Consider the following 18,402-nt stretch of genomic DNA (forward strand, 5'->3'; position numbering starts at 1 on the left):
ACACGGGGCCACGCGCCACGCGAGGCCCGCCCGTGCTCAGATCTCCAGCGCCGGTTCCTCCGGTACGCTGACCCGCTCGACCCGCACCCCGAGCGCCCGCAGGTCGGCGACGAAGTCCGGGTAGCCGCGATCGACGTGGTGCACGTGGGAGACCTCGGTGACCCCGTCCGCGCAGAGGCCGGCGATGATCAGCCCGGCGCCGGCCCGGATGTCGGTGGCCCGTACGGGCGCGCCCGAGAGCCGGTCCCGGCCCCGGACCACGGCGTGGTGGCCGTCGGTCTTGATGTCCGCGCCCAGCCGCAACATCTCGTTGGCGAACATGAACCGGCCGTCGAAGATGTTCTCGGTGATCAGGGACGCGCCGTCGCTCACCGCGGCGAGCCCGATCGCCATCGGCAGCAGGTCGGTGGCGAAGCCCGGGTAGGGCAGGGTTACCACGTCGACGGACGTGGGCCGGTCTTCCATGCGTACCCGGAAGGCGTCGCCCCGGGTCTCTATCAGCCCGCCGACGCAGACCAGCTTGTCCAGCGCGACCTCCAGGAAGCCCGGGTCGATGCCGGTCACGGTGACGTCCCCCCGGGTCATCGCGGCGGCGAACGCCCAGGTCCCGGCTACGATCCGGTCCCCCACCGTGGCGTGCCGCACCGGCCGCAGCTCGGGCACCCCGTCGATGTGCAGGGTGGAGGTGCCCTCCCCCTCGATCCGGGCACCCATCCGGATCAGCATCGAGCAGAGGTCGACGATCTCCGGCTCCCGGGCCGCGTTGTCGATCACCGTCGTGCCCTGGGCCAGCACGGCGGCCATCACCAGGTTCTCGGTCGCCCCGACGCTGGGGAAGTCCAGGACAATGTCCGCGCCGTGCAGGCCGTCCGGGGCGGCGGCGATGACGAAGCCGTGCGCGCCGGAGATGTCGGCGCCCATCCGGGTCAGCCCGGCGATGTGCATGTCCAGCCCTCGGGAACCGATGGCGTCCCCGCCGGGGTGGGCCACCCGGACGTACCCCCGACGGGCCAGCAGCGGGCCCAGCACGCAGATGGACGCGCGCAGCCGGCGGACCAGGTCGTAGTCGGCCTCCGCGCCGGGCTGCTCGGGCACGTCGATGGTGACCGACCGGGACCGGGCCACCCCGCCCCGGGCCACCATCGGGTCGACCGGGTCGTCGGCGTCGAAGCGGACGACGCAGCCCAGCCGGCGCAGCACCTCGCCCATGATGGCGATGTCGGTGATGCGCGGGACGTTCGTGATCACGCTGAGCCCGGGGGCGAGCAGCGCGGCGGCCATCAGCTTGAGGGCCGAGTTCTTCGCCCCGACCACGTGCACGGTCCCGGCGAGGCGGGCGTCACCGGCGACGCGGATGACGTCGACGTCGCTGACCGCCGGGGCGCCGGCCTCGCCGGGACCGAGCCCGGCAGGGCGCGCCGGCTCCGGTCGGGCGGGGTTGGTCAGGTCCGGTATCCGTAGGCTGTGCGTCATGGCCGTCCACCTCACGCGCATCTACACCAAGGCCGGCGACGCCGGCATGACCAGGCTTAGCAACAACGAGCAGGTGCCGAAGACCGACCCACGGATCGCCGCGTACGCGGACGTGGACGAGTGCAACGCCGCGCTCGGCGTCGCGCTCGCCCTCGGGCAGCTCGACGACGGACTGCGGGCGGTGCTGGGGTCGATCCAGAACGACATGTTCGACGTGGGGGCCGACCTGTCCACCCCCGTGGAGCCGGACCCGAAGTACCCGCCGCTGCGGATCACCGAGGAGTACGTAGAACGACTGGAGGGATGGTGCGACGAGTACAACGCACGCCTGAGCAAGCTTGACTCCTTCATCCTCCCCGGCGGCACCGCCGGAGCGGCACTGCTGCACGTGGCACGGACGATCGCCCGGCGGGCCGAGCGGGCGGCGTGGACGCTGGTCGCGCACGACCCCGACCGGACCAGCACCCTCCCGGCAAAGTATCTCAACCGGCTCTCCGATCTGCTCTTTATCCTGTCAAGAACGGCAAATCCGGCGGGCGATGTGCTGTGGGTCCCGGGCGGCCGGCGCTGAGCGTCCCCGTCGGGACCCTGCACCACGTCGAGGTCTGGGGGCCGAAGCTGGCCGGGGTCGTCCGCTGCTGGGGCTGCCTGCTGGGCGAGCGGAGCTGGCAGCCGTTCCAGGACTGGTCCGCCGGCCGATCCTGGAACGGCTCGGCCCGACGCACCTCGCGCCGAAGGAGTCCCCGGCGTTGACCGGGCGAAACCACGACCGGCTCGCCCCACCCGCTCCCGCTCCCGCTCCCGCTGATCTTGCAGTTGCGGCCCCAGGAGAGGGCCTTCTATCCCGTTATGCCCGGGCCACAAGTGCAAGATCGCGGGGATGGGTGGAGGCGCGGCGGGGCGGCAGCACCGCGCCAGCGTAAAGGGGTGGTGAAGTGTCGGGCGCGGTGGTGACTGCCCATGGCGCCGCCCGGTGCGCTGACGCCCTTGGCGGTCCGGCCCCTCCCGGCGGGGGCTTCCGGGGTCAGGCGGCGGGCCAGTTCTGGGAGGCCAGACGCGGCGAGGCCGCCCCGGGCGGGGCGGCCTCCAGCCAGGACAGGAAGCCCGTGACGGTGGAGCGGGCCATGGCGATCTCCACCGGGGCGTGCCGGCTGGTACAGCGCAGGATCACCCAGTCGGCGGGCATCGAGAGGCGCTCCTGCCCCTCGGGCAGCCGACGCCGCTCCACGACCAGGGTCTTACGGGAGAGCACCCGCTTGGGGCGCAGGGCGAAGCTGAACATCCGGTACCACCGGAGTTCGTCGCCGGCGAACCGGCCGAAACCGGGCGACCAGCCTCGACCGTCGAGCATCGTGGTCACCCGGACGCTGAGCCGGATGATCCCGCCGCTGCGCGTGACCAGCGCCCGCCGGAGGAAGAGGATTAACAGGGCCACGAACACCGCGGCGACGCCGATTCCGATCCCTTCCACGATCTCCATCGGCGGATCGGCTCAGCGGCTCTGTGCTGCGGAGGCCGGGGTGGCGCTCTCGGCCAGTACGGTGACGCCCTCGCTGCTCACCGAGAGGAAGCCGCCGGCCACCTCGTACGAGATCTGCTCGCCACCGGGCAGCTTGATCCGGACCTGGCCGGGCTCGGCGAGCTGCCCCAGCAGGGGCGCGTGCCCCGGCAGCACACCCAGCTCACCCTCGGTCGTGCGGGCGACGACCATCTCGGCCTCGCCGGACCAGACTTTCTCCTCGACGGCTACGAGCTCGACGTGAAGCTGCTGTGCCACGCTGTCTCCTTGCTGCGGCGGCGGATTGCCGCAAGTCTAGTCGCGCCCGTCGTGGGCTCCCAACGCGGGTGGCGTAAGCTGCGCCACCCGCGCCCGGGAGCCCTACTTCGTCTTGTTCCGGAAGTCCGGATGCTCCAGCAGGAAGGCGTCGAGCTGCTCCTTCTCCAGAGCGGTGAAGAAGTCCTCGGCCTCGGGCCGCAACCGCTCGCCCCGGTACGCCGACCCGGTGCCGATGTTCTCCCCCGGCAGCTTGATCAGCTCGACGTTGTCGGAGCGGATGCCCTTGAGTGCGATCGCGAAGTCGACCACGCTGTTGCCCCGGCCGTTGAAGATCAGCGACTGCCCGGCGGCCCGGATCACCCTGTCCAGCTTGATCGGGTTGGTCACCACGTCGGCGCTGAACGCCTGGTTGACCATCGCCTTGATGAACTGCTGCTGGTGCCGCTGCCGGCCGTAGTCGGCGTCCGGGACGCCGTTCTTCGGGTACCGCTGGCGGACGTAGTCCAGCGCCTGCCAGCCGCTGAGGTGCTGGTTGCCCTTCTTGTAGACCGCCTGAGGGCCGATGTAACCCTCGCCGTACGGGTTGCCCTTGCGGTGCACCCCGCTCGGCTCGCGGTGCTCGGAGCGCACCTCGCGCTCGATGTACATGTCGACGCCGCCCATCGCGTCGACGATCTTCTGGAAGCCGGTGAAGTTGATGATCGCGCCCGCGTCGAAGCGGTCGATCCCGGTCACCTGCTGCACGGTCTTGGCCAGCAGCTCGAAGCCCCGGGCGGCGTCCGGGTTCTGCCCGGGGACCCGGCTGCCGTACGCCATGGCGGCGTTGAGCTTGTCGGTGCCGCCGCCGAACTCGGCCTTGCTGAACCTCGGGATCTCGACCCGCAGGTCCCGGGGCAACGAGAAGAGGTACGCCCGGTCCAGCTCGGCCGGCACGTGCAGCACCATGACCGAGTCGGCCAGCGGCGGGGTCTTCGCGTCGCGCGGGTCGATGCCGACCAGCAGGATGTTGAGCGGCCCCTTGATGTCGCTCTTGCGCTCCTGGGCGCCGGCGGCCTGGTCGCCGAACAGGTCGCCCTTGCCCACCGCGCCCTCGTACCGGGCCATCAGTGCCTCGTAGCCGACCAGCACCGCGCCGCTGAGCAGCATGAGCACGGCCCCGAAGACCGTGCACACCCGCGACCAGCGGGGCACCCGCGACCACGCCGACGGTTTCTTCCTGCCGCCCTTGCCGGCCTTACCCACGAGCATCTCCGTTCGTCACGCCCACGACTAGGAGACGGGCGTATGCAGCCGAAAAGTTGCAACGATGTTCACTCGTCCGGGGGACGGCGTGAATCGACGGTACCTCGCGTTCGACGAAGCCGCCGATCAGCAACCGGACAGCGGAGATCATAGAGCCTGTAGATGAACGAGGACCGCCCCGGTTGTTACCAGGACGGCCCTCGACAGTGTGACGCAAATCTAGCTCTTCATCAGCTCCGCGGCCTTGCGCTCCAGGTCCTCCAGACCACCGCACATGAAGAAGGCCTGCTCGGGGAAGTGGTCGTACTCCCCCTCGCTGATCTTCTTGAACGCCTCGATGGTCTCGGCGATCGGAACCGTCGAACCCGGCACGCCGGTGAACTGCTCGGCGGCGTAGGTGTTCTGCGACAGGAAGCGCTCGATCCGCCGCGCGCGCTGCACGGTGATCTTGTCTTCCTCGGAGAGCTCCTCGATGCCGAGGATGGCGATGATGTCCTGCAGGTCCTTGTACTTCTGCAGGATCCGCTTGACCTCGGTGGCCACCGCGAAGTGCTCGGCGCCGACGAACTCCGGGGCGAGGATCCGGGACGAGGACGCCAGCGGGTCCACGGCCGGGTAGATGCCCTTGTCGGAGATCGACCGCTCCAGGTTGGTGGTCGCGTCGAGGTGGGCGAACGTGGTGGCCGGGGCGGGGTCGGTGTAGTCGTCCGCCGGCACGTAGATCGCCTGCAGCGAGGTGATGGCCTGGCCCCGGACGGAGGTGATCCGCTCCTGGAGCTCGCCCATCTCGTCGGCCAGGGTCGGCTGGTAACCCACGGCGCTCGGCATCCGGCCGAGCAGGGTGGACACCTCGGAACCGGCCTGGGTGAAGCGGAAGATGTTGTCGATGAAGAGCAGCACCTCCTGCTTCTTGACGTCGCGGAAGTACTCCGCCATGGTCAGCGCGGACAGGGCGACCCGCAGCCGGGTGCCCGGCGGCTCGTCCATCTGGCCGTAGACCAGCGCGGTCTTGTCGATGACGCCGGACTCGGTCATTTCGGCGATGAGGTCGTTGCCCTCGCGGGTGCGCTCCCCCACGCCGGCGAAGACCGACGTACCACCGAAGTTCCGGGCCACCCGGGTGATCATCTCCTGGATGAGCACCGTCTTGCCCACGCCCGCGCCGCCGAACAGACCGATCTTGCCACCCTTGACGTACGGGGCGAGCAGGTCGATGACCTTGATGCCGGTCTCCAGCATCTCGGTCTTCGGCTCCAGGTCCGCGAAGGCCGGGGCCTTGCGGTGGATGCCCCAGTGGTCGTCCGGGCTCAGCGTCTCGCCCTCGGTGAGATTGAGGCACTCGCCGATGGCGTTGAAGACGTGGCCCTTGACCGTGTCGCCCACCGGCACGGTGATCGGCGAACCGGTGTCGCGCACCTCGGCACCGCGCACCAGGCCGTCGGTCGGCTGCATCGAGATGGCGCGGATCAGGTTGTCGCCCAGGTGCTGAGCGACCTCCAGGGTCAGCGTCTTCTCGCCGCCGGAGAGGCTCACGTCGACGTTGAGGGCGTTGAACAGGGCCGGCATGGCGTCGCGCGGGAACTCGGCGTCGACGACCGGGCCGATGACCCGGACCACGCGACCGGTGGCCGTCTTGGTCTCTGCTGGTCCACCAGCAACTGCGGATACAGTCATCACACTTCACTTCCCGACGCGGCGAGCGCGTTCGCGCCGCCGACGATCTCGCTGATCTCCTGGGTGATCCCGGCCTGGCGGGCCGAGTTCATCTCACGCGTGTACTTCTCGATCATCTCTTCGGCGTTGTCGGTGGCGCTCTTCATCGCCCGCCGCCGGGACGCCGACTCGCTCGCCGCCGACTCCAGCAACGCCGCGTAGATCCGCGTGTTGATGTACTTCGGCAGCAGCGCGTCGAGCAGCGCCTCCGCCTCCGGCTCGAACTCGTACGCCGGGAGCAGACCCTCGGACTTGGGCCGGTCCTCGACCTGCATCGGGCCGATGACCTTCGCGACCGGGGTCTGGGTCATCAGGGAGTGGAACTCGGTGTAGACGATGTGCAGCTCGTCGATCCCGAGCACCCCGTCCGGCCCGGCGGAGCCGTCCACGTCGTCCGCGCCGGCGGTGAACGCCTTGATCAGCGTCTCACCCACCTCGCGGGCGTTGGCGAACGTCGGTTGCTCCGAGAAGCCCGTCCAGTTCGCCTCGATCGGCCAGTCCCGGAACCGGTAGAACCCGACGCCCTTGCGGCCGATGACGTAGAGCACCGGCTCCTTGTCCTCGGCGCGCAGCCGGGCGATCAGCGACTGCGCGGTCTTGATCGCGTTGGAGCTGTAACCGCCGGCCAGGCCCCGGTCGGCGGTTACCAGCAGGACGCCCGCCCGCCGCACCCGCTCGCGCGGGGTGAGCAGCGGGTGGTCGATCCGGGCGTTGGACGCCAGCGCGGTGAGCACGCCGGTGATGGCCTGGGCGTACGGCAGGGACGCCTGCACCCGGGCCTGGGCCTTGGCGATCCGGCTCGTCGCCACGAGCTCCATCGCCTTGGTGATCTTCTTCATCCCCTTCGCCGAGCGAATCCGTTGACGAAGAACGCGTACCTGGGCCGCCATGAGTCAGCCCTACTGCTTCTCGGCGTTGTCGCGGTAGCGGGTCACCGTCTCGCGGCTCTCTTCGCCCTCCAGCGGGGCTGCCGGGGCCTCGTTGATCCGGGGCTCGTCCTCCTTGCCGAGGAACATCTGCTTGAAGCTCGCGATGGCCTCGTCGAGAGAGGAGATCACGTCGTCGTTCCACTTGTTGTCGGCGATCGCCGCGAGGGTGCCCTCGTGCTTGTGCCGCAGGTACTGGAGGAACTCGGACTCGAACCGGCGCACCTCGCCGACGGGGACGTCGTCGAGCTTGCCCTCGGTTCCGGCCCAGACGGAGACGACCTGCTCCTGCACCGGGAAGGGCGAGTAGTTCGGCTGCTTGAGCAGCTCGACCAGGCGGGAACCGCGCTCCAACTGGGCGCGGGAGGCCTTGTCCAGGTCGGAGGCGAAGGCGGCGAACGCCTCCAGCTCGCGGTACTGGGCCAGGTTGAGCCGCAGCGAGCCGGCGACCTTCTTCATCGGCTTCACCTGGGCGGCGCCGCCGACCCGGGAAACCGAGGTGCCGACGTTGATGGCCGGCCGGACGCCCTGGTTGAACAGGTCCGTCTCCAGGAAGATCTGGCCGTCGGTGATGGAGATGACGTTGGTCGGGATGAAGGCCGAGATGTCGTTGGCCTTCGTCTCGATGATCGGCAGGCCGGTCATCGAGCCGCCGCCCAGCGCGTCGGAGAGCTTCGCGCAGCGCTCCAGCAGCCGGGAGTGCAGGTAGAAGACGTCACCCGGGTACGCCTCGCGGCCCGGCGGGCGGCGCAGCAGCAGCGACACGGCCCGGTACGCCTCCGCCTGCTTGCTCAGGTCGTCGAAGACGATCAGGACGTGCTTGCCGCCGTACATCCAGTGCTGGCCGATGGACGAGCCGGTGTAGGGCGCCAGGTACTTGAAGCCGGCCGGGTCGGACGCCGGGGAGGCCACGATGGTGGTGTACTCCATCGCTCCCGCGTCCTCCAGGATGCCCTTGATCGAGGCGATCGTGGAGGCCTTCTGGCCGATGGCGACGTAGATGCAGCGAACCTGCTTCTTCGGGTCGCCGGAGCGCCAGTTGTCCCGCTGGTTGAGGATGGTGTCCAGGGCGACCGTGGTCTTGCCGGTCTTCCGGTCACCGATGATGAGCTGCCGCTGGCCCCGGCCGATCGGGGTCATGGCGTCGACCGCCTTGATACCGGTCTGCAGCGGCTCGTCGACGGACTGCCGGGCCATCACGTTCGGGGCCTGCAGCTCCAGCTCGCGGAAGCCCTCGTTGGCGATGTCACCGAGGCCGTCGATCGGCTGGCCGAGCGCGTTGACCACGCGGCCGAGGAAGGCGTCACCGACCGGCACGGAGAGCACCCGGCCGGTGCGCTTGACGCGCTGGCCCTCTTCGAGCTTGGCGGAGTCACCGAGAACGACGACGCCGATCTCCCGGACGTCGAGGTTCAGCGCCACGCCGAGCGTGCCGTCCTCGAACTCCAGGAGCTCGTTGGTCATGGTCGAGGGCAGGCCCTCGACGTGGGCGATACCGTCGCCGGTGTCGGCGACGGTGCCGACCTCCTCGCGGGAGACGTCGGGCGAGTAGGAGGAGACGTAGCGCTCCAGGGCGCCGCGGATCTCCTCCGTCGAGATGGTCAGCTCGGCCATCCTCTGCTTCCTTAAGTATCAGGGGCCCGGGATACCTAGTACCGACCGGTCCGAATGGCGTCTGTCAATCCAGGCGTTTCGCGTGTGCCAGCGGGATGCCGGTCAGCGCTTCGCGAGCGCGTTGCGGGTCTCGTTGAGGCGGCGCAGGACGGTGCCGTCGTACAGGTCGGACCCGACCCGGACGCTGACGCCGCCGAGGACCGAGGGGTCCACCATCTGCTTGACGGAGACCTCCCGACCGTACATCGCGGACAGGCGGGCACCGAGCCGCTGCTCGTCCTCGTCGCTCAACGGGGCCGCCACGGTCACGTACGCGACCCTCCGGTCCCGCCGGTCGGCGGTCAGCTCGACCAGCCGGGTGAGCGAGCCGGTGAAGGAACGCCCACCGAACCCGTTCAACGCCACCTCGACGAGGCGGACGGTGACCGGGCGGGCCTTGCTGGCGAGCAGCTCGCGGGCCAGCTCGACCCGCCGCTCGGCCGGGCCGACCGGGTCGGACAGCGCCGCCGACAGCGCGGGCTGGCCGGCGACCACCTGGCCGAAGCGGAACAGCTCGTCCTCGACCTCGCCCAGGTCGCCGGAGGCTTCGGCGCTGGCCAGCAGCGCCTCCACGCCGAGGCGCTCGGCGCCGTCGAGCAGCTCCGACGGTGCCGACCACCGGCCGGAGACGAGTTCGGTGAGCAGGTCGAGCCCATCCGCGCCGACCTTGCCCCGGAGCATGTCCCCGAGCAGCCCGGCGCGGTCCGCGCCCGAGCGGGCCGGGTCGGACAGCGCCCGACGCAGCCGCGGCTCACGCCGCAGCAGGCCGGCGACGGCGAGCAGGTCGTCGGCGGTGGCGGCCACCGCCGACGGCTCCGCACCCCGCGCGTACGCCGCCAGGCGCTCGGTCGCGGCCCGGTACGACTCCCGGCTGGCGGCCTGCATCAGCGGGCCCCCGTGCTCTCGAGGTCGCTGAGGAAGCGGTCGACGGTGCCCTTGCGGCGGGCCTCGTCCGCCAGCGACTCGCCGACGATCTTGCTGGCCAGGTCGACCGCGATCGTGCCGACCTCCGTGCGCAGCTCACGCACGATGGTGGCCCGCTCGGCGGCGAGCTGCTCCTTGCCGGCCGCGATGATCCGGTCGGACTCCTCCCGCGCCTTGGCGAGGATGTCCTGCCGGATGCCCTCCGCGTCGGCCCGGGCGTCGTCCCGGATCTTCGCGGCGTCGGTGCGCGCCTCGGCGAGCTGCGCGCGGTACTGCTCAAGGAGCTGGTTGGCCTCGGCCTGGGCGGCCTCGGCGCGCTTGATGCCACCCTCGATCGCGTCGACCCGGGCCTGGAACGTCTGCTCCATGCGCGGAAAGACGAACTTCATCAGCACGATGCAGAGCAGGACGAAGGCGATGCCACCGACCACGATCTCCTGCCAGATCGGGATGATCGGGTTGTGGGTCGACTCACCACCCTCTGCGGCGAGCAGGTACATGGGAAACCTCCCGGTCGAAGGGCGGGATTTAGAGGTTGCCCTGCCAGATGAAGCCGAAGGCGATACCGAGCAGCGCGAGCGCCTCGATGACGGCGAAGCCGATCCAGACGTACGGCAGGGTCATCCGGGACGACTCCGGCTGGCGGGCGGTCGACTGGATGTAGGCGGCGAAGACCAGGCCGACACCGATGCCCGGGCCGATGGCCGCGAGACCGTAGCCGATGGCGGCGGTGCTGCCCTCTACCGCGGCGATGATGTCCATTAGTGGATTCCTCCTGGTTATCACGCGTGACTCTCACGCGGGACGACAACGGGTGGTGCGAGATGGATCAGTGCTCGTCGGCGAGCGCGCCCTGCACGTAGCTGGCGGTGAGCACCGTGAAGACGTATGCCTGCAGGCAGATGACCAGGAACTCGAGGAAGGTGAGAGCGATGGTCATCACCCAGGACAGCACCGAGACCGGGGCCAGCCAGGCGTTGGCGCTGAGCATCGCGAACCCGCCGAGCGTGAAGACCAGCAGGAGCATGTGGCCGGCGAACATGTTCGCGAAGAGACGGACGGCCAGCGAGAACGGCCGGACCAGGAAGGTCGAGAAGAACTCGATCGGGATCAGCAGCGGCAGGATGTACCACGGCGCCGGCGGGATCAGGGAGTTCTTGACGAACTTGCCGAACCCGTGGTGCCGGATGCCCACCCAGATGAACATCACGTAGCTGATCACGGCGAGGAAGGCCGGGAAGGCGATGTGCGAGTTCGGCGAGATCTGGAACAGCGGGACGATCGCGAAGAAGTTCGTCAGCAGGATGAAGCAGAACAGCGTCGTGAAGTACGGCGCGAACCGCACCCCCGCGTGCCCGATCATCTCGACGGCGATGTTGTTGCGCACGAAGCCGTAGATGGACTCGGCGAGCCACTGCTTCTTCGTCGGCACCAGCTGCGGCTTCCGGTAGGTCGCCAGGAAGAAGATGATCAGGACGCCGACGGCGATCCAGACCATGGCCGTAATCTTGGTGAACCAGTAGGAGTCGTGCGCACCCCAGGGCAGGATGCTGGGCAGGTAAAAGTCCTCCACGCTGGGTGGGAATGCCGCCTGGCCCGCTGCCAGGACGTTCGCCTGTCCGAACACCGCGTCCCTTCCTAAGTAGGCGTGCCGAGTCGGCGGACGACCAGGATGATCCCCCCGGCCATGCCGAGCACGACGCCGATCCCGGTGGCGATGCCACCGGTGTCGAGCCACTGGTCGACCAGCCAGCCGACGAAACCCCAGACGAGCATGCCCCCGATCAGGTACGAGAGCGCGGTCCAACCCTGGCCGGCACCGGTCGGAGTGTCGTCCGGGCCGCCGCTGGGTCGGGGGGTTTGGTCACCAGCCATGACGGGGCGAACGATATCAGTCGGGAAAACGAGGCTGTGCCTCACCCCCCGCACAACCGTCGTTGTGTGGGCCTCTGGCGGGCGCGTCGTCTGTGGGCACGCTACTCCCCTTGCACCACAGAATGAATGACCGGTGTCGGACACAATCGCGCGTCGTACCGAAAAGTGGGACGCAGGAGCCCTCAGCCCTTGGCCCGGCGCGCGTACACCGTGCTGAGCCACCAGATGTGCGCGCCGGTCCAGACCACCACGCCGACGGCGATGCCGATGCAGAGCGGGACCATCGCCGACCATCCCGTCGAGGCGACCGCCATCAGCACGCCACCCAGGAGGGTGAACTTCGCGACGTACAGGCCGACCCCGAACGGGAGCACGAGCTGCGGGTTGCGCGCATCCGCCCAGGCCAGGACCACGGTGGTGAGGACGTAGCTGGCCACGGTCACGGCCACCCCGGCCGCCACGCCCAGCGCCGCGTCCGCCCCGCCGAGGACGCCGCCCACCACCGCGCCCAGGGCCGCCACGGCGGCGGAGGCGGCCAGCAGCACCGGCAGGTGGCGCAGCCGCCAGCCCCGGTCGTCGGTCGCCCGCGCCGCGTCCACCACGGGCTCAGCCACGGGGGTACGCCGGGAAGGCGGCGACCAGCTCGGCCGCGTCGGCGGCGACCCGGGTGAGGGTGTCGACGCCGCCCGCCGCGGCGGGATCAGCGCGAACCGCGCGGGCGATCAGGGCCGCGACAAGGCGCATCTCCTCCTCGCCCATGCCCTGCGTGGTGACGCTCGGCGTGCCCACCCGGATGCCCGAGGCGACCATGGGCGGCTGCGGGTCGTACGGGATCGCGTTCTTGTTCAGGGTGATGGCCGCGGCGTCGCAGCGCGCCTCGGCCTCGGCCCCGGTCACCCCGGCCGCGCGCAGGTCGAGCAGGGCGAGGTGGGTGTCGGTGCCGCCGGAGACCGGCCGCATCCCCTCGGCGGCGAGCCCGGCGGCGAGCGCGCGGGCGTTGGCCACCACCTGCGCGGCGTACGCCCGGAACTCGGGCTGGGCGGCCTCGCGCAGGGCCACCGCCTTGGCCGCGACGGCGTGCATCAGCGGCCCGCCCTGGGTGAACGGGAAGACCGCCTTGTCGATCCGCTGAGCCAGCGACTCCCGGCACAGGATCATGCCGCCGCGCGGGCCGCGCAGCACCTTGTGCGTGGTGGCGCAGACGACGTCGGCGTACGGCACCGGCGACGGTACGGCCCGACCGGCGACCAGCCCGATGAAGTGCGCGGCGTCCACCATCAGGTACGCGCCCACCTCGTCGGCGATTTCCCGGAACCGGGCGAAGTCGATCAGCCGGGGATACGCCGTCGCCCCACAGATGATCATCTTGGGACGGTGGGCCCGGGCGAGATCACGCACCTCGTCGTAGTCGATCAGCTCGGTGTCCTTGCGGACCCGGTAGCCGACCGTGCCGTACCACTTGCCGGAGAAGTTCACCCGACTGCCGTGGGTCAGGTGCCCGCCGTGCGGCAGGTCCATCGCCAGCACCGTGTCCCCCGGCTGCACCAACGCGGCGTACGCGGCGAGGTTGGCGTTCGCCCCGGAGTGCGGCTGGAGGTTGGCGTGCTCGGCGTCGAACAGCTCCTTCGCGCGGGCGATGCCGATCTCCTCCGCCCGGTCCACCTCGGCGCAGCCGCCGTAGTAGCGCCGGCCCGGGTACCCCTCGGCGTACTTGTTGGTCAGCGTCGAGCCGAGCGCGGCCAGCACCGCCGGGGAGGTCAGGTTCTCGCTGGCGATCAGTTGCAGGCCGCCGCGCAGCCGGTCCAGCTCGCCGAGCACCACCCCGGCGATCTCCGGATCGATGGTGCTGAGCTGCTCGAAGTCCGGCCCCCAGAAGGTGCTCCTCGCGTTCTCCACAGCGAAGGAGTCTACGGAGCCGCACACCGGGGGCCGTGAGATGCCTCGTCACCGGCGCGACCGGGTACACCGGCGGGCGACCCGCGCCCCGGCTGCTGGCCGAGGGGCGCCAGGTGCGCTGCCTGGCGGCCACGCCTACCGGAGGTGGTGTTCCCGTTGCACGCGATCGCCTTCGGCGGGCAGGCGGTTCAGTTGCCGGAGCGGGGGGCCGTGGCGCGCAGGGCCACCGACTCGCTGGGTGGGACGAAGTCGCGTACCGGCTGGTCCCGGAGGCCGTCGTAGAGGGTGCGGCCGACCAGGTCGACCAGCTCGGCCTGGACCGCCAGGCCGACCGCGTCCCGGGGATCGTCCGGGTTCGCCGCGATCGAGGCGACGGCAAGCTGCGGAGTGAAGGCGACCACGGTTTCCGTGCCGTTCCCCTCCGAGCTGCCGGTCTTGCCGGCCACCGGCCGGCCCAGCCGGCCGCGCAGGTCCTGGGCGGTGCCGTCGGAGCAGCCGCCGTACATCGACTGGTCGCCGACCGGGCACCGGGCCGCGTCGGCCGCGCCCCGGGCCACGTCCGTGTCGAGCACCTGCCGGCAGTCCGGGTGCCCGGCGGCGACCTCCCGCCCGGCGGCGTCGAGGATCCGCACCACCGGCGTGGGCGCGCACCACAGCCCCTCCGCCGCCACCGCCGCGTACGCCCCGGCGAGGTCGAGCGGGGTGGTGGCGGCGACGCCCAGCGTGAACGGGCCCCACTCCCGCGCGCCGTACCTGGCCAACCGGGCGTCGGACTCGGCGCGCAGCCGGATGCCGAGCCGCTCGGCCATCTCCACCACCCGGTCCGCGCCGACCCGCTCGGTCAGCCAGGCGAAGTACGTGTTGACCGAGCGGCCGAACGCGTCCCACATGGTCCGGTAGCCGTCCATCGCGATCGGGTCGGAGTTGACCGGGCACCAGCGGCCACGGCATTCGGCGGGGCCGCCGGTCACCGGGAAGCGGGTGACGATGCGGGGCGGGGCGTCGAAGAGGGTGCCCAGCGGCAGTCCCGCCTCCAGCGCGGCGAGCACCGCGAAGATCTTGAACGTCGACCCGGCCTGGTACCCGTGGATGGTTCCGCCCCCAGCGACGAGCTGGTTGACGGTGTTCGGGCGGTTGCGCCAGCCCGGCGGGTTCTCCTCGACGCTGTAGTTCCGGTTCACCGCGAGGGCGAGCACCCGCCCCGTGCCCGGTTGCACCACGGCCGTAGGCGCGGTGCGCGGGTCGTCGACGTCGTAGATCCGCAAGACCTGCTCGGCGGCGGTCCGCTGCACCGCCGGGTCGAGCGACGTGACGATCCGGAAGCCGCCCCGGCGCAGGGTGCGCTGCCGCTCGTCGGCGGTGGCGCCGAACGCCTGCTGCTCGCTCCACCACCGGGTGAACCAGTCGCAGAAGAAGCCCCAGTCGTTGTGCTCCTGCGGGACCGCCGTGCAGTCGTTCGGCGTCGCGCTGGGCTTCAGGGCGAGCGGCTCGGCCTTCGCCACCGCGGCCACGTCGGGCGCGACCTGGCCGGTTTCGACCAGCCGGTCCAGCACGTACGTCCGGCGGGCCAGCGCCGCGTCGGCGTCGCCGTTGATCGGGTCGTCGGTGTGCGGCGAGCGCACCAGCCCGGCCAGCAGGGCCGACTCGGCCAGGGTGAGCTGCGCCGGCAGCTTGGAGAAGTACCGCTTGCTGGCCGCACCCACCCCGTACGCGCCCGCGCCGAAGTAGGCGATGTTGAGGTAGCCGGCGAGGATCTGGTCCTTGCTCATCTCGCGCTCCAGCGCCAGGGCGTACCGCATCTCCTTGATTTTGCGGCTGAGGGTGACCTCGGTGGCCTTGGCCCGCTCCTCCTCGGTCAGCCCAGGGTCGCTGGCGAGCACGTTGCGCACGTACTGCATGGTCAGGGTCGACGCGCCCTGCCGGGGCGCGCCGTCGCGCCGGTTGGCGGTGAACGCCCGGACCACGCCCCGCACGTCCACGCCCGGGTGCTCGTAGAAGCGGACGTCCTCGGCGGCGACCACGGCCTGACGCATCGCCGGCGCCACCTGGGCCAGCGGCACGTCGACCCGGTCCTCGGTGTAGAAGGACGTGATCAGAGTGCGGCCGTCGTTGGCGTAGAGGGTGGACCGTTGCGCCGTCGGCGGCGTGAGCAGCGACGCCGGCAGGTCCGACCACGGCTCGGTGATTCCCCGGATGCCGATCCCGAAGACCAGGGCGGCCGGCAGTGCGGCCACCGCGAGCGCCAGCCCGGCGAGCACGCCGGCGATCACGATGGTCATCAGCTTGTTGAGACGACAGGCCCGGATCATCAGCTCTCCCCGCAGGAGCCGGTCAGGTGCGGACCCGTTCAGAATGACCCGGGCGGCAGCGCACCCGGCCGGTTTTCCCCAAAGGGGGACGAATTTCGCGAGAAAGACACGCGACGCGCCGGAGCCGCCGTGCCGAAGCCACCGCGCCGCGCCCTCGCCGAAGCCGCAGCGCCGTCAGGGCAGGACGGCAGCGCCCCGTCAGGGGGCAGGACAAGCATCGCCCTGTCAGGGCTGGGCAGCATCGCTGTCAGGGCTGGGCAGCAGCGCTGTCAGGGCTGGGCAGCAGCGCTGTCAGGGCAGCAGGGCGGCGGCCAGGGGGTGGACGGTCTCCTCGATCTCGTCGGCGACCCGGCTGAAGCACTGGTCGCCGCGCCCCCACGGGTCGTCGAGGTCGTCGGTGTGCAGCGGGGCCGCGCCCTGCCGGGCGGCGTGCGCGGCGGCCACCAGGGCCACGCCCCGGGCGTACACGGCGTCCCCCGTGGCGTCGGCCGGGGGCAGCCCGGCGGCGTCGACCGCCGCCAGCAGCCGGCCGAACTCACCGAGCACGAACGTGCGGGGCGCGGCGTCGGGGCGTAGCGCCACCACGTACTCCTGCTGGTCGGCGGTGGCGGTGAGCACCAGGTCCGCCGCGTCGATGAGGTCGGAGCGCAGCTTGCGGGCGGCGAAGCCGTCCACGTCGCCGCCCCGGGACACCACCTGACGGGCCGCCGGCGGGTTCATCTCCTCGCCCGCGTGCCAGCCGCCGGTGCCTGCGCTGTGGCTGTGCAGCAGCCCGTCCGCGCCGATCGGGTCGATGCCGCGCCGCGTCAGCCGCTCGCGGACGGCCAGCGCCAGCAGCCGCTCCGCCATCGGTGAGCGGCAGATGTTTCCCATGCAGACGTGCAGGACGGTGAACGGCGGCACTCAGCCCACCTGGCTCTCGACGATGTCCGGCACGACGTCCCGCAGCTTCTCGACCGGGATCGCCCCGGCGCGCAGCAGCCTCGGCACCTCGCCGGTGAGGTCGACGATGGTGCTCGGCACCGGATCGGGACACGGCCCGGCCTCCAGGTACGCCCGGACGGTGTACCCGAGCTGCTCCCGGGCCGCCTCGGCGGTCACCGCCGCCGGCTGGCCGACCTTGTTGGCCGACGCCACCGCCATCGGGCCGGTCTCCCGCAGCACCTCCAGGGCCACCGGGTGCAGCGGCATCCGGACCGCGACGGTGCCGCTGTCGTCGCCGAGGTCCCACGACAGGCTCGGCGAGTGCTCCACCACGATCGTGAGCGCGCCCGGCCAGAACGCCTCGACCAGGTCGCGGGCCGACCGGGGCAGCGTGAAGACCAGGCCGTCGAGGGTGTGGCGGGACCCGATCAGCACCGGGGGCGCCTGCCGGGTTCCGCCCTTGGCATCCGAGAGCGCCTTCACCGCGTACGGGGTGAAGGCGTCCGCGCCGATCCCGTAGACCGTGTCCGTCGGCAGGACGACCAGCTCGCCGTTCTTGACCGCCTCGATGGCAGCGGCGATGCCGCGGTCCCGGTCGGCGAGCGACCGACAGTCGTAGAGCATCACGAGGAGCCAGTCTGCCACGCCCCGGCCCGGTCGGTGTCCTCGGCGTGAACGGGTCCCACAGGTCCGGATCCGCCCGCCGCCCCCGGCGTGCGGCAGGATGCCGGAGATCGGCGGCGGGCGGTCGCGAACCGGGGCCGTCCGGCCAGGTCCCGGTGCTCCACGATCTCCTCGTACCGGCCGTCGGCGGCCAGTAGCGCGGGCACCGCCGCGCCGTGGGTGTCGTCGTGCTCGACACCGAGCACCCCGCCGGGGCGGAGTAGCTGTGCGGCGCGGGCCAGCACCGGCCGGATCACGTCCAGCCCGTCCGCACCGCCGAAGACCGCCTCGTCCGGGTCGTGCGCCGCCACCTCCGGGGGCACCTGGACGGCCCGCGGCACGTACGGCGGGTTGCACAGCAACACGTCCACCCGCCCGACCAGCTCGCCGAGCAGGCCCGGATCGGTGACGTCGGCGGCCACCACCTCGACCGGCCGGTCCCCTGCGGCGGCCCGGTCGGCCGCGTTACGGCGCAGCCACGCCAGCGCCGCCGGGGACCGCTCCACGGCCACCACCCGGGCGGCGGGTGCCTCCTGGGCCACCGCGAGGGCGATCGCTCCCGACCCGCTGCACAAATCGACGACCAGCGGCCCACCGGTCGCCCCCTGGCCGCCCCCAGCCGTGGGATCGCAGGCCCGCAGCCGGGCCTGGTCTACGCCCCAGCCGGCGAGCAGCTCGGTCTCCGGCCGGGGCACGAAGACGCCCGGACCGACCGCCAGCTCCAGGTGCCGGAAGGCGGCTTTGCCGGTGAGGTGTTGCAGCGGCTCCCGGGCCACCCGGCGGGCGACCAGGGCGTCGTACCGCTCGAGCTGGTCGGGGCTGAGGCGGTCGGCCAGCGCCAGCCGCCCCCGGGGCACGCCCAGCACGTGGGCGGCGAGCAGCTCGGCCTCGACGCGAGGCGACTCGATCCCCGCCGTGGCGAGAAGGCGGGCGGCGCGGGCCACCGCCACCGTGGGCTGACGGCGTTCTGACCCTTCGGACGGGTGTTGCGGACGGGAGGTCACGACATAATCATGAAGCGTCGCGG

Annotated in this window: 19 protein-coding genes and 1 pseudogene; 2 read left to right on the forward strand and 18 right to left on the reverse strand. The window is 71.4% G+C overall.

Features of this window, described 5'->3' with window-relative positions:
* Positions 1–36 precede the first annotated feature (36 nt).
* Positions 37–1,473 carry a UDP-N-acetylglucosamine 1-carboxyvinyltransferase gene (murA, locus tag MCAG_RS09165; protein WP_007072687.1) on the reverse strand — a complete coding sequence of 479 codons (1,437 nt, stop codon included), beginning with the start codon at positions 1,471–1,473 and terminating at the stop codon, positions 37–39.
* On the opposite strand from murA, the gene MCAG_RS09170 reads away from it, so the two are divergent.
* Entirely contained in the window at positions 1,472–2,044 is a 573-nt protein-coding gene (locus tag MCAG_RS09170) for a cob(I)yrinic acid a,c-diamide adenosyltransferase (protein WP_007072686.1), read from the forward strand. The genes murA and MCAG_RS09170 overlap by 2 nt on opposite strands.
* Positions 2,045–2,497: 453 nt before the next feature.
* Here MCAG_RS09170 and MCAG_RS09180 read toward each other — a convergent pair whose 3' ends face one another.
* The 13 genes from MCAG_RS09180 to glyA form a co-directional block, all read right to left on the reverse strand.
* A complete protein-coding gene (locus tag MCAG_RS09180) occupies positions 2,498–2,953 on the reverse strand; it encodes a DUF2550 domain-containing protein (protein ID WP_007072688.1) in 456 nt (151 codons plus the stop codon).
* A gap of 12 nt (positions 2,954–2,965) precedes the next feature.
* A complete protein-coding gene (locus MCAG_RS09185) occupies positions 2,966–3,250 on the reverse strand; it encodes a F0F1 ATP synthase subunit epsilon (protein ID WP_007072689.1) in 285 nt (94 codons plus the stop codon).
* A gap of 102 nt (positions 3,251–3,352) precedes the next feature.
* Complete coding sequence (locus MCAG_RS09190; protein WP_036372921.1) at positions 3,353–4,498, reverse strand: LCP family protein; 1,146 nt, start codon at positions 4,496–4,498, stop codon at positions 3,353–3,355.
* A gap of 213 nt (positions 4,499–4,711) precedes the next feature.
* Complete coding sequence (gene atpD / locus MCAG_RS09195; RefSeq protein ID WP_036372923.1) at positions 4,712–6,166, reverse strand: F0F1 ATP synthase subunit beta; 1,455 nt, start codon at positions 6,164–6,166, stop codon at positions 4,712–4,714.
* Positions 6,166–7,095, reverse strand: a complete 930-nt coding sequence (locus MCAG_RS09200) for a F0F1 ATP synthase subunit gamma (RefSeq protein ID WP_007072692.1) — start codon at positions 7,093–7,095, stop codon at positions 6,166–6,168. The genes atpD and MCAG_RS09200 overlap by 1 nt, the downstream gene beginning before the upstream one ends.
* Positions 7,096–7,104: 9 nt before the next feature.
* On the reverse strand, positions 7,105–8,745 hold the full coding sequence (gene atpA, locus MCAG_RS09205) for a F0F1 ATP synthase subunit alpha (protein ID WP_007072693.1): 1,641 nt from the start codon (positions 8,743–8,745) through the stop codon (positions 7,105–7,107).
* A 102-nt stretch (positions 8,746–8,847) separates the two neighbouring features.
* Positions 8,848–9,669 (reverse strand): F0F1 ATP synthase subunit delta, encoded by an 822-nt coding sequence (locus MCAG_RS09210; protein ID WP_036372925.1) that lies wholly within the window; start codon positions 9,667–9,669, stop codon positions 8,848–8,850.
* Positions 9,669–10,208 carry a F0F1 ATP synthase subunit B gene (locus MCAG_RS09215; RefSeq protein ID WP_036372928.1) on the reverse strand — a complete coding sequence of 180 codons (540 nt, stop codon included), beginning with the start codon at positions 10,206–10,208 and terminating at the stop codon, positions 9,669–9,671. The genes MCAG_RS09210 and MCAG_RS09215 overlap by 1 nt, the downstream gene beginning before the upstream one ends.
* 28 nt (positions 10,209–10,236) lie before the next feature.
* Positions 10,237–10,470 carry an ATP synthase F0 subunit C gene (locus MCAG_RS09220; RefSeq protein WP_007072696.1) on the reverse strand — a complete coding sequence of 78 codons (234 nt, stop codon included), beginning with the start codon at positions 10,468–10,470 and terminating at the stop codon, positions 10,237–10,239.
* A gap of 67 nt (positions 10,471–10,537) precedes the next feature.
* The gene (gene atpB / locus MCAG_RS09225) at positions 10,538–11,335 is read right to left on the reverse strand and encodes a F0F1 ATP synthase subunit A (RefSeq protein ID WP_007072697.1); all 798 of its coding nucleotides are present in this window, start codon (positions 11,333–11,335) and stop codon (positions 10,538–10,540) included.
* An 11-nt stretch (positions 11,336–11,346) separates the two neighbouring features.
* Positions 11,347–11,583, reverse strand: a complete 237-nt coding sequence (locus MCAG_RS09230) for an AtpZ/AtpI family protein (protein ID WP_007072698.1) — start codon at positions 11,581–11,583, stop codon at positions 11,347–11,349.
* Positions 11,584–11,765: 182 nt separating this feature from the next.
* Positions 11,766–12,197: a hypothetical protein gene (locus MCAG_RS09235; protein ID WP_007072699.1), complete on the reverse strand. Its 432-nt coding sequence runs from the start codon at positions 12,195–12,197 to the stop codon at positions 11,766–11,768.
* Positions 12,190–13,479 carry a serine hydroxymethyltransferase gene (gene glyA / locus MCAG_RS09240; protein ID WP_007072700.1) on the reverse strand — a complete coding sequence of 430 codons (1,290 nt, stop codon included), beginning with the start codon at positions 13,477–13,479 and terminating at the stop codon, positions 12,190–12,192. The genes MCAG_RS09235 and glyA overlap by 8 nt, the downstream gene beginning before the upstream one ends.
* 35 nt (positions 13,480–13,514) lie before the next feature.
* Here glyA and MCAG_RS36185 point away from each other — a divergent pair.
* Positions 13,515–13,613, forward strand: a pseudogene (locus MCAG_RS36185) (NmrA family transcriptional regulator); the annotation flags it as partial.
* A 54-nt stretch (positions 13,614–13,667) separates the two neighbouring features.
* Here MCAG_RS36185 and MCAG_RS09245 read toward each other — a convergent pair.
* From MCAG_RS09245 to prmC, 4 genes are all read right to left on the reverse strand, one after another.
* Positions 13,668–15,788, reverse strand: coding sequence for a transglycosylase domain-containing protein (locus MCAG_RS09245; protein WP_007072701.1), 2,121 nt, complete (start codon positions 15,786–15,788; stop codon positions 13,668–13,670).
* Positions 15,789–16,079: 291 nt separating this feature from the next.
* Positions 16,080–16,691, reverse strand: coding sequence for a low molecular weight phosphotyrosine protein phosphatase (locus MCAG_RS09250; protein WP_007072702.1), 612 nt, complete (start codon positions 16,689–16,691; stop codon positions 16,080–16,082).
* Positions 16,692–17,336, reverse strand: a complete 645-nt coding sequence (locus MCAG_RS09255; RefSeq protein ID WP_036376741.1) for an L-threonylcarbamoyladenylate synthase — start codon at positions 17,334–17,336, stop codon at positions 16,692–16,694.
* The gene (gene prmC / locus MCAG_RS09260) at positions 17,336–18,379 is read right to left on the reverse strand and encodes a peptide chain release factor N(5)-glutamine methyltransferase (protein WP_085986108.1); all 1,044 of its coding nucleotides are present in this window, start codon (positions 18,377–18,379) and stop codon (positions 17,336–17,338) included. Before prmC ends, MCAG_RS09255 begins: the two co-directional genes overlap by 1 nt.
* Between the last annotated feature and the right edge of the window lie 23 nt (positions 18,380–18,402).

Origin of the sequence: Micromonospora sp. ATCC 39149, from assembly GCF_000158815.1 — a bacterium.
Classification (GTDB): Bacteria; Actinomycetota; Actinomycetes; order Mycobacteriales; family Micromonosporaceae; genus Micromonospora.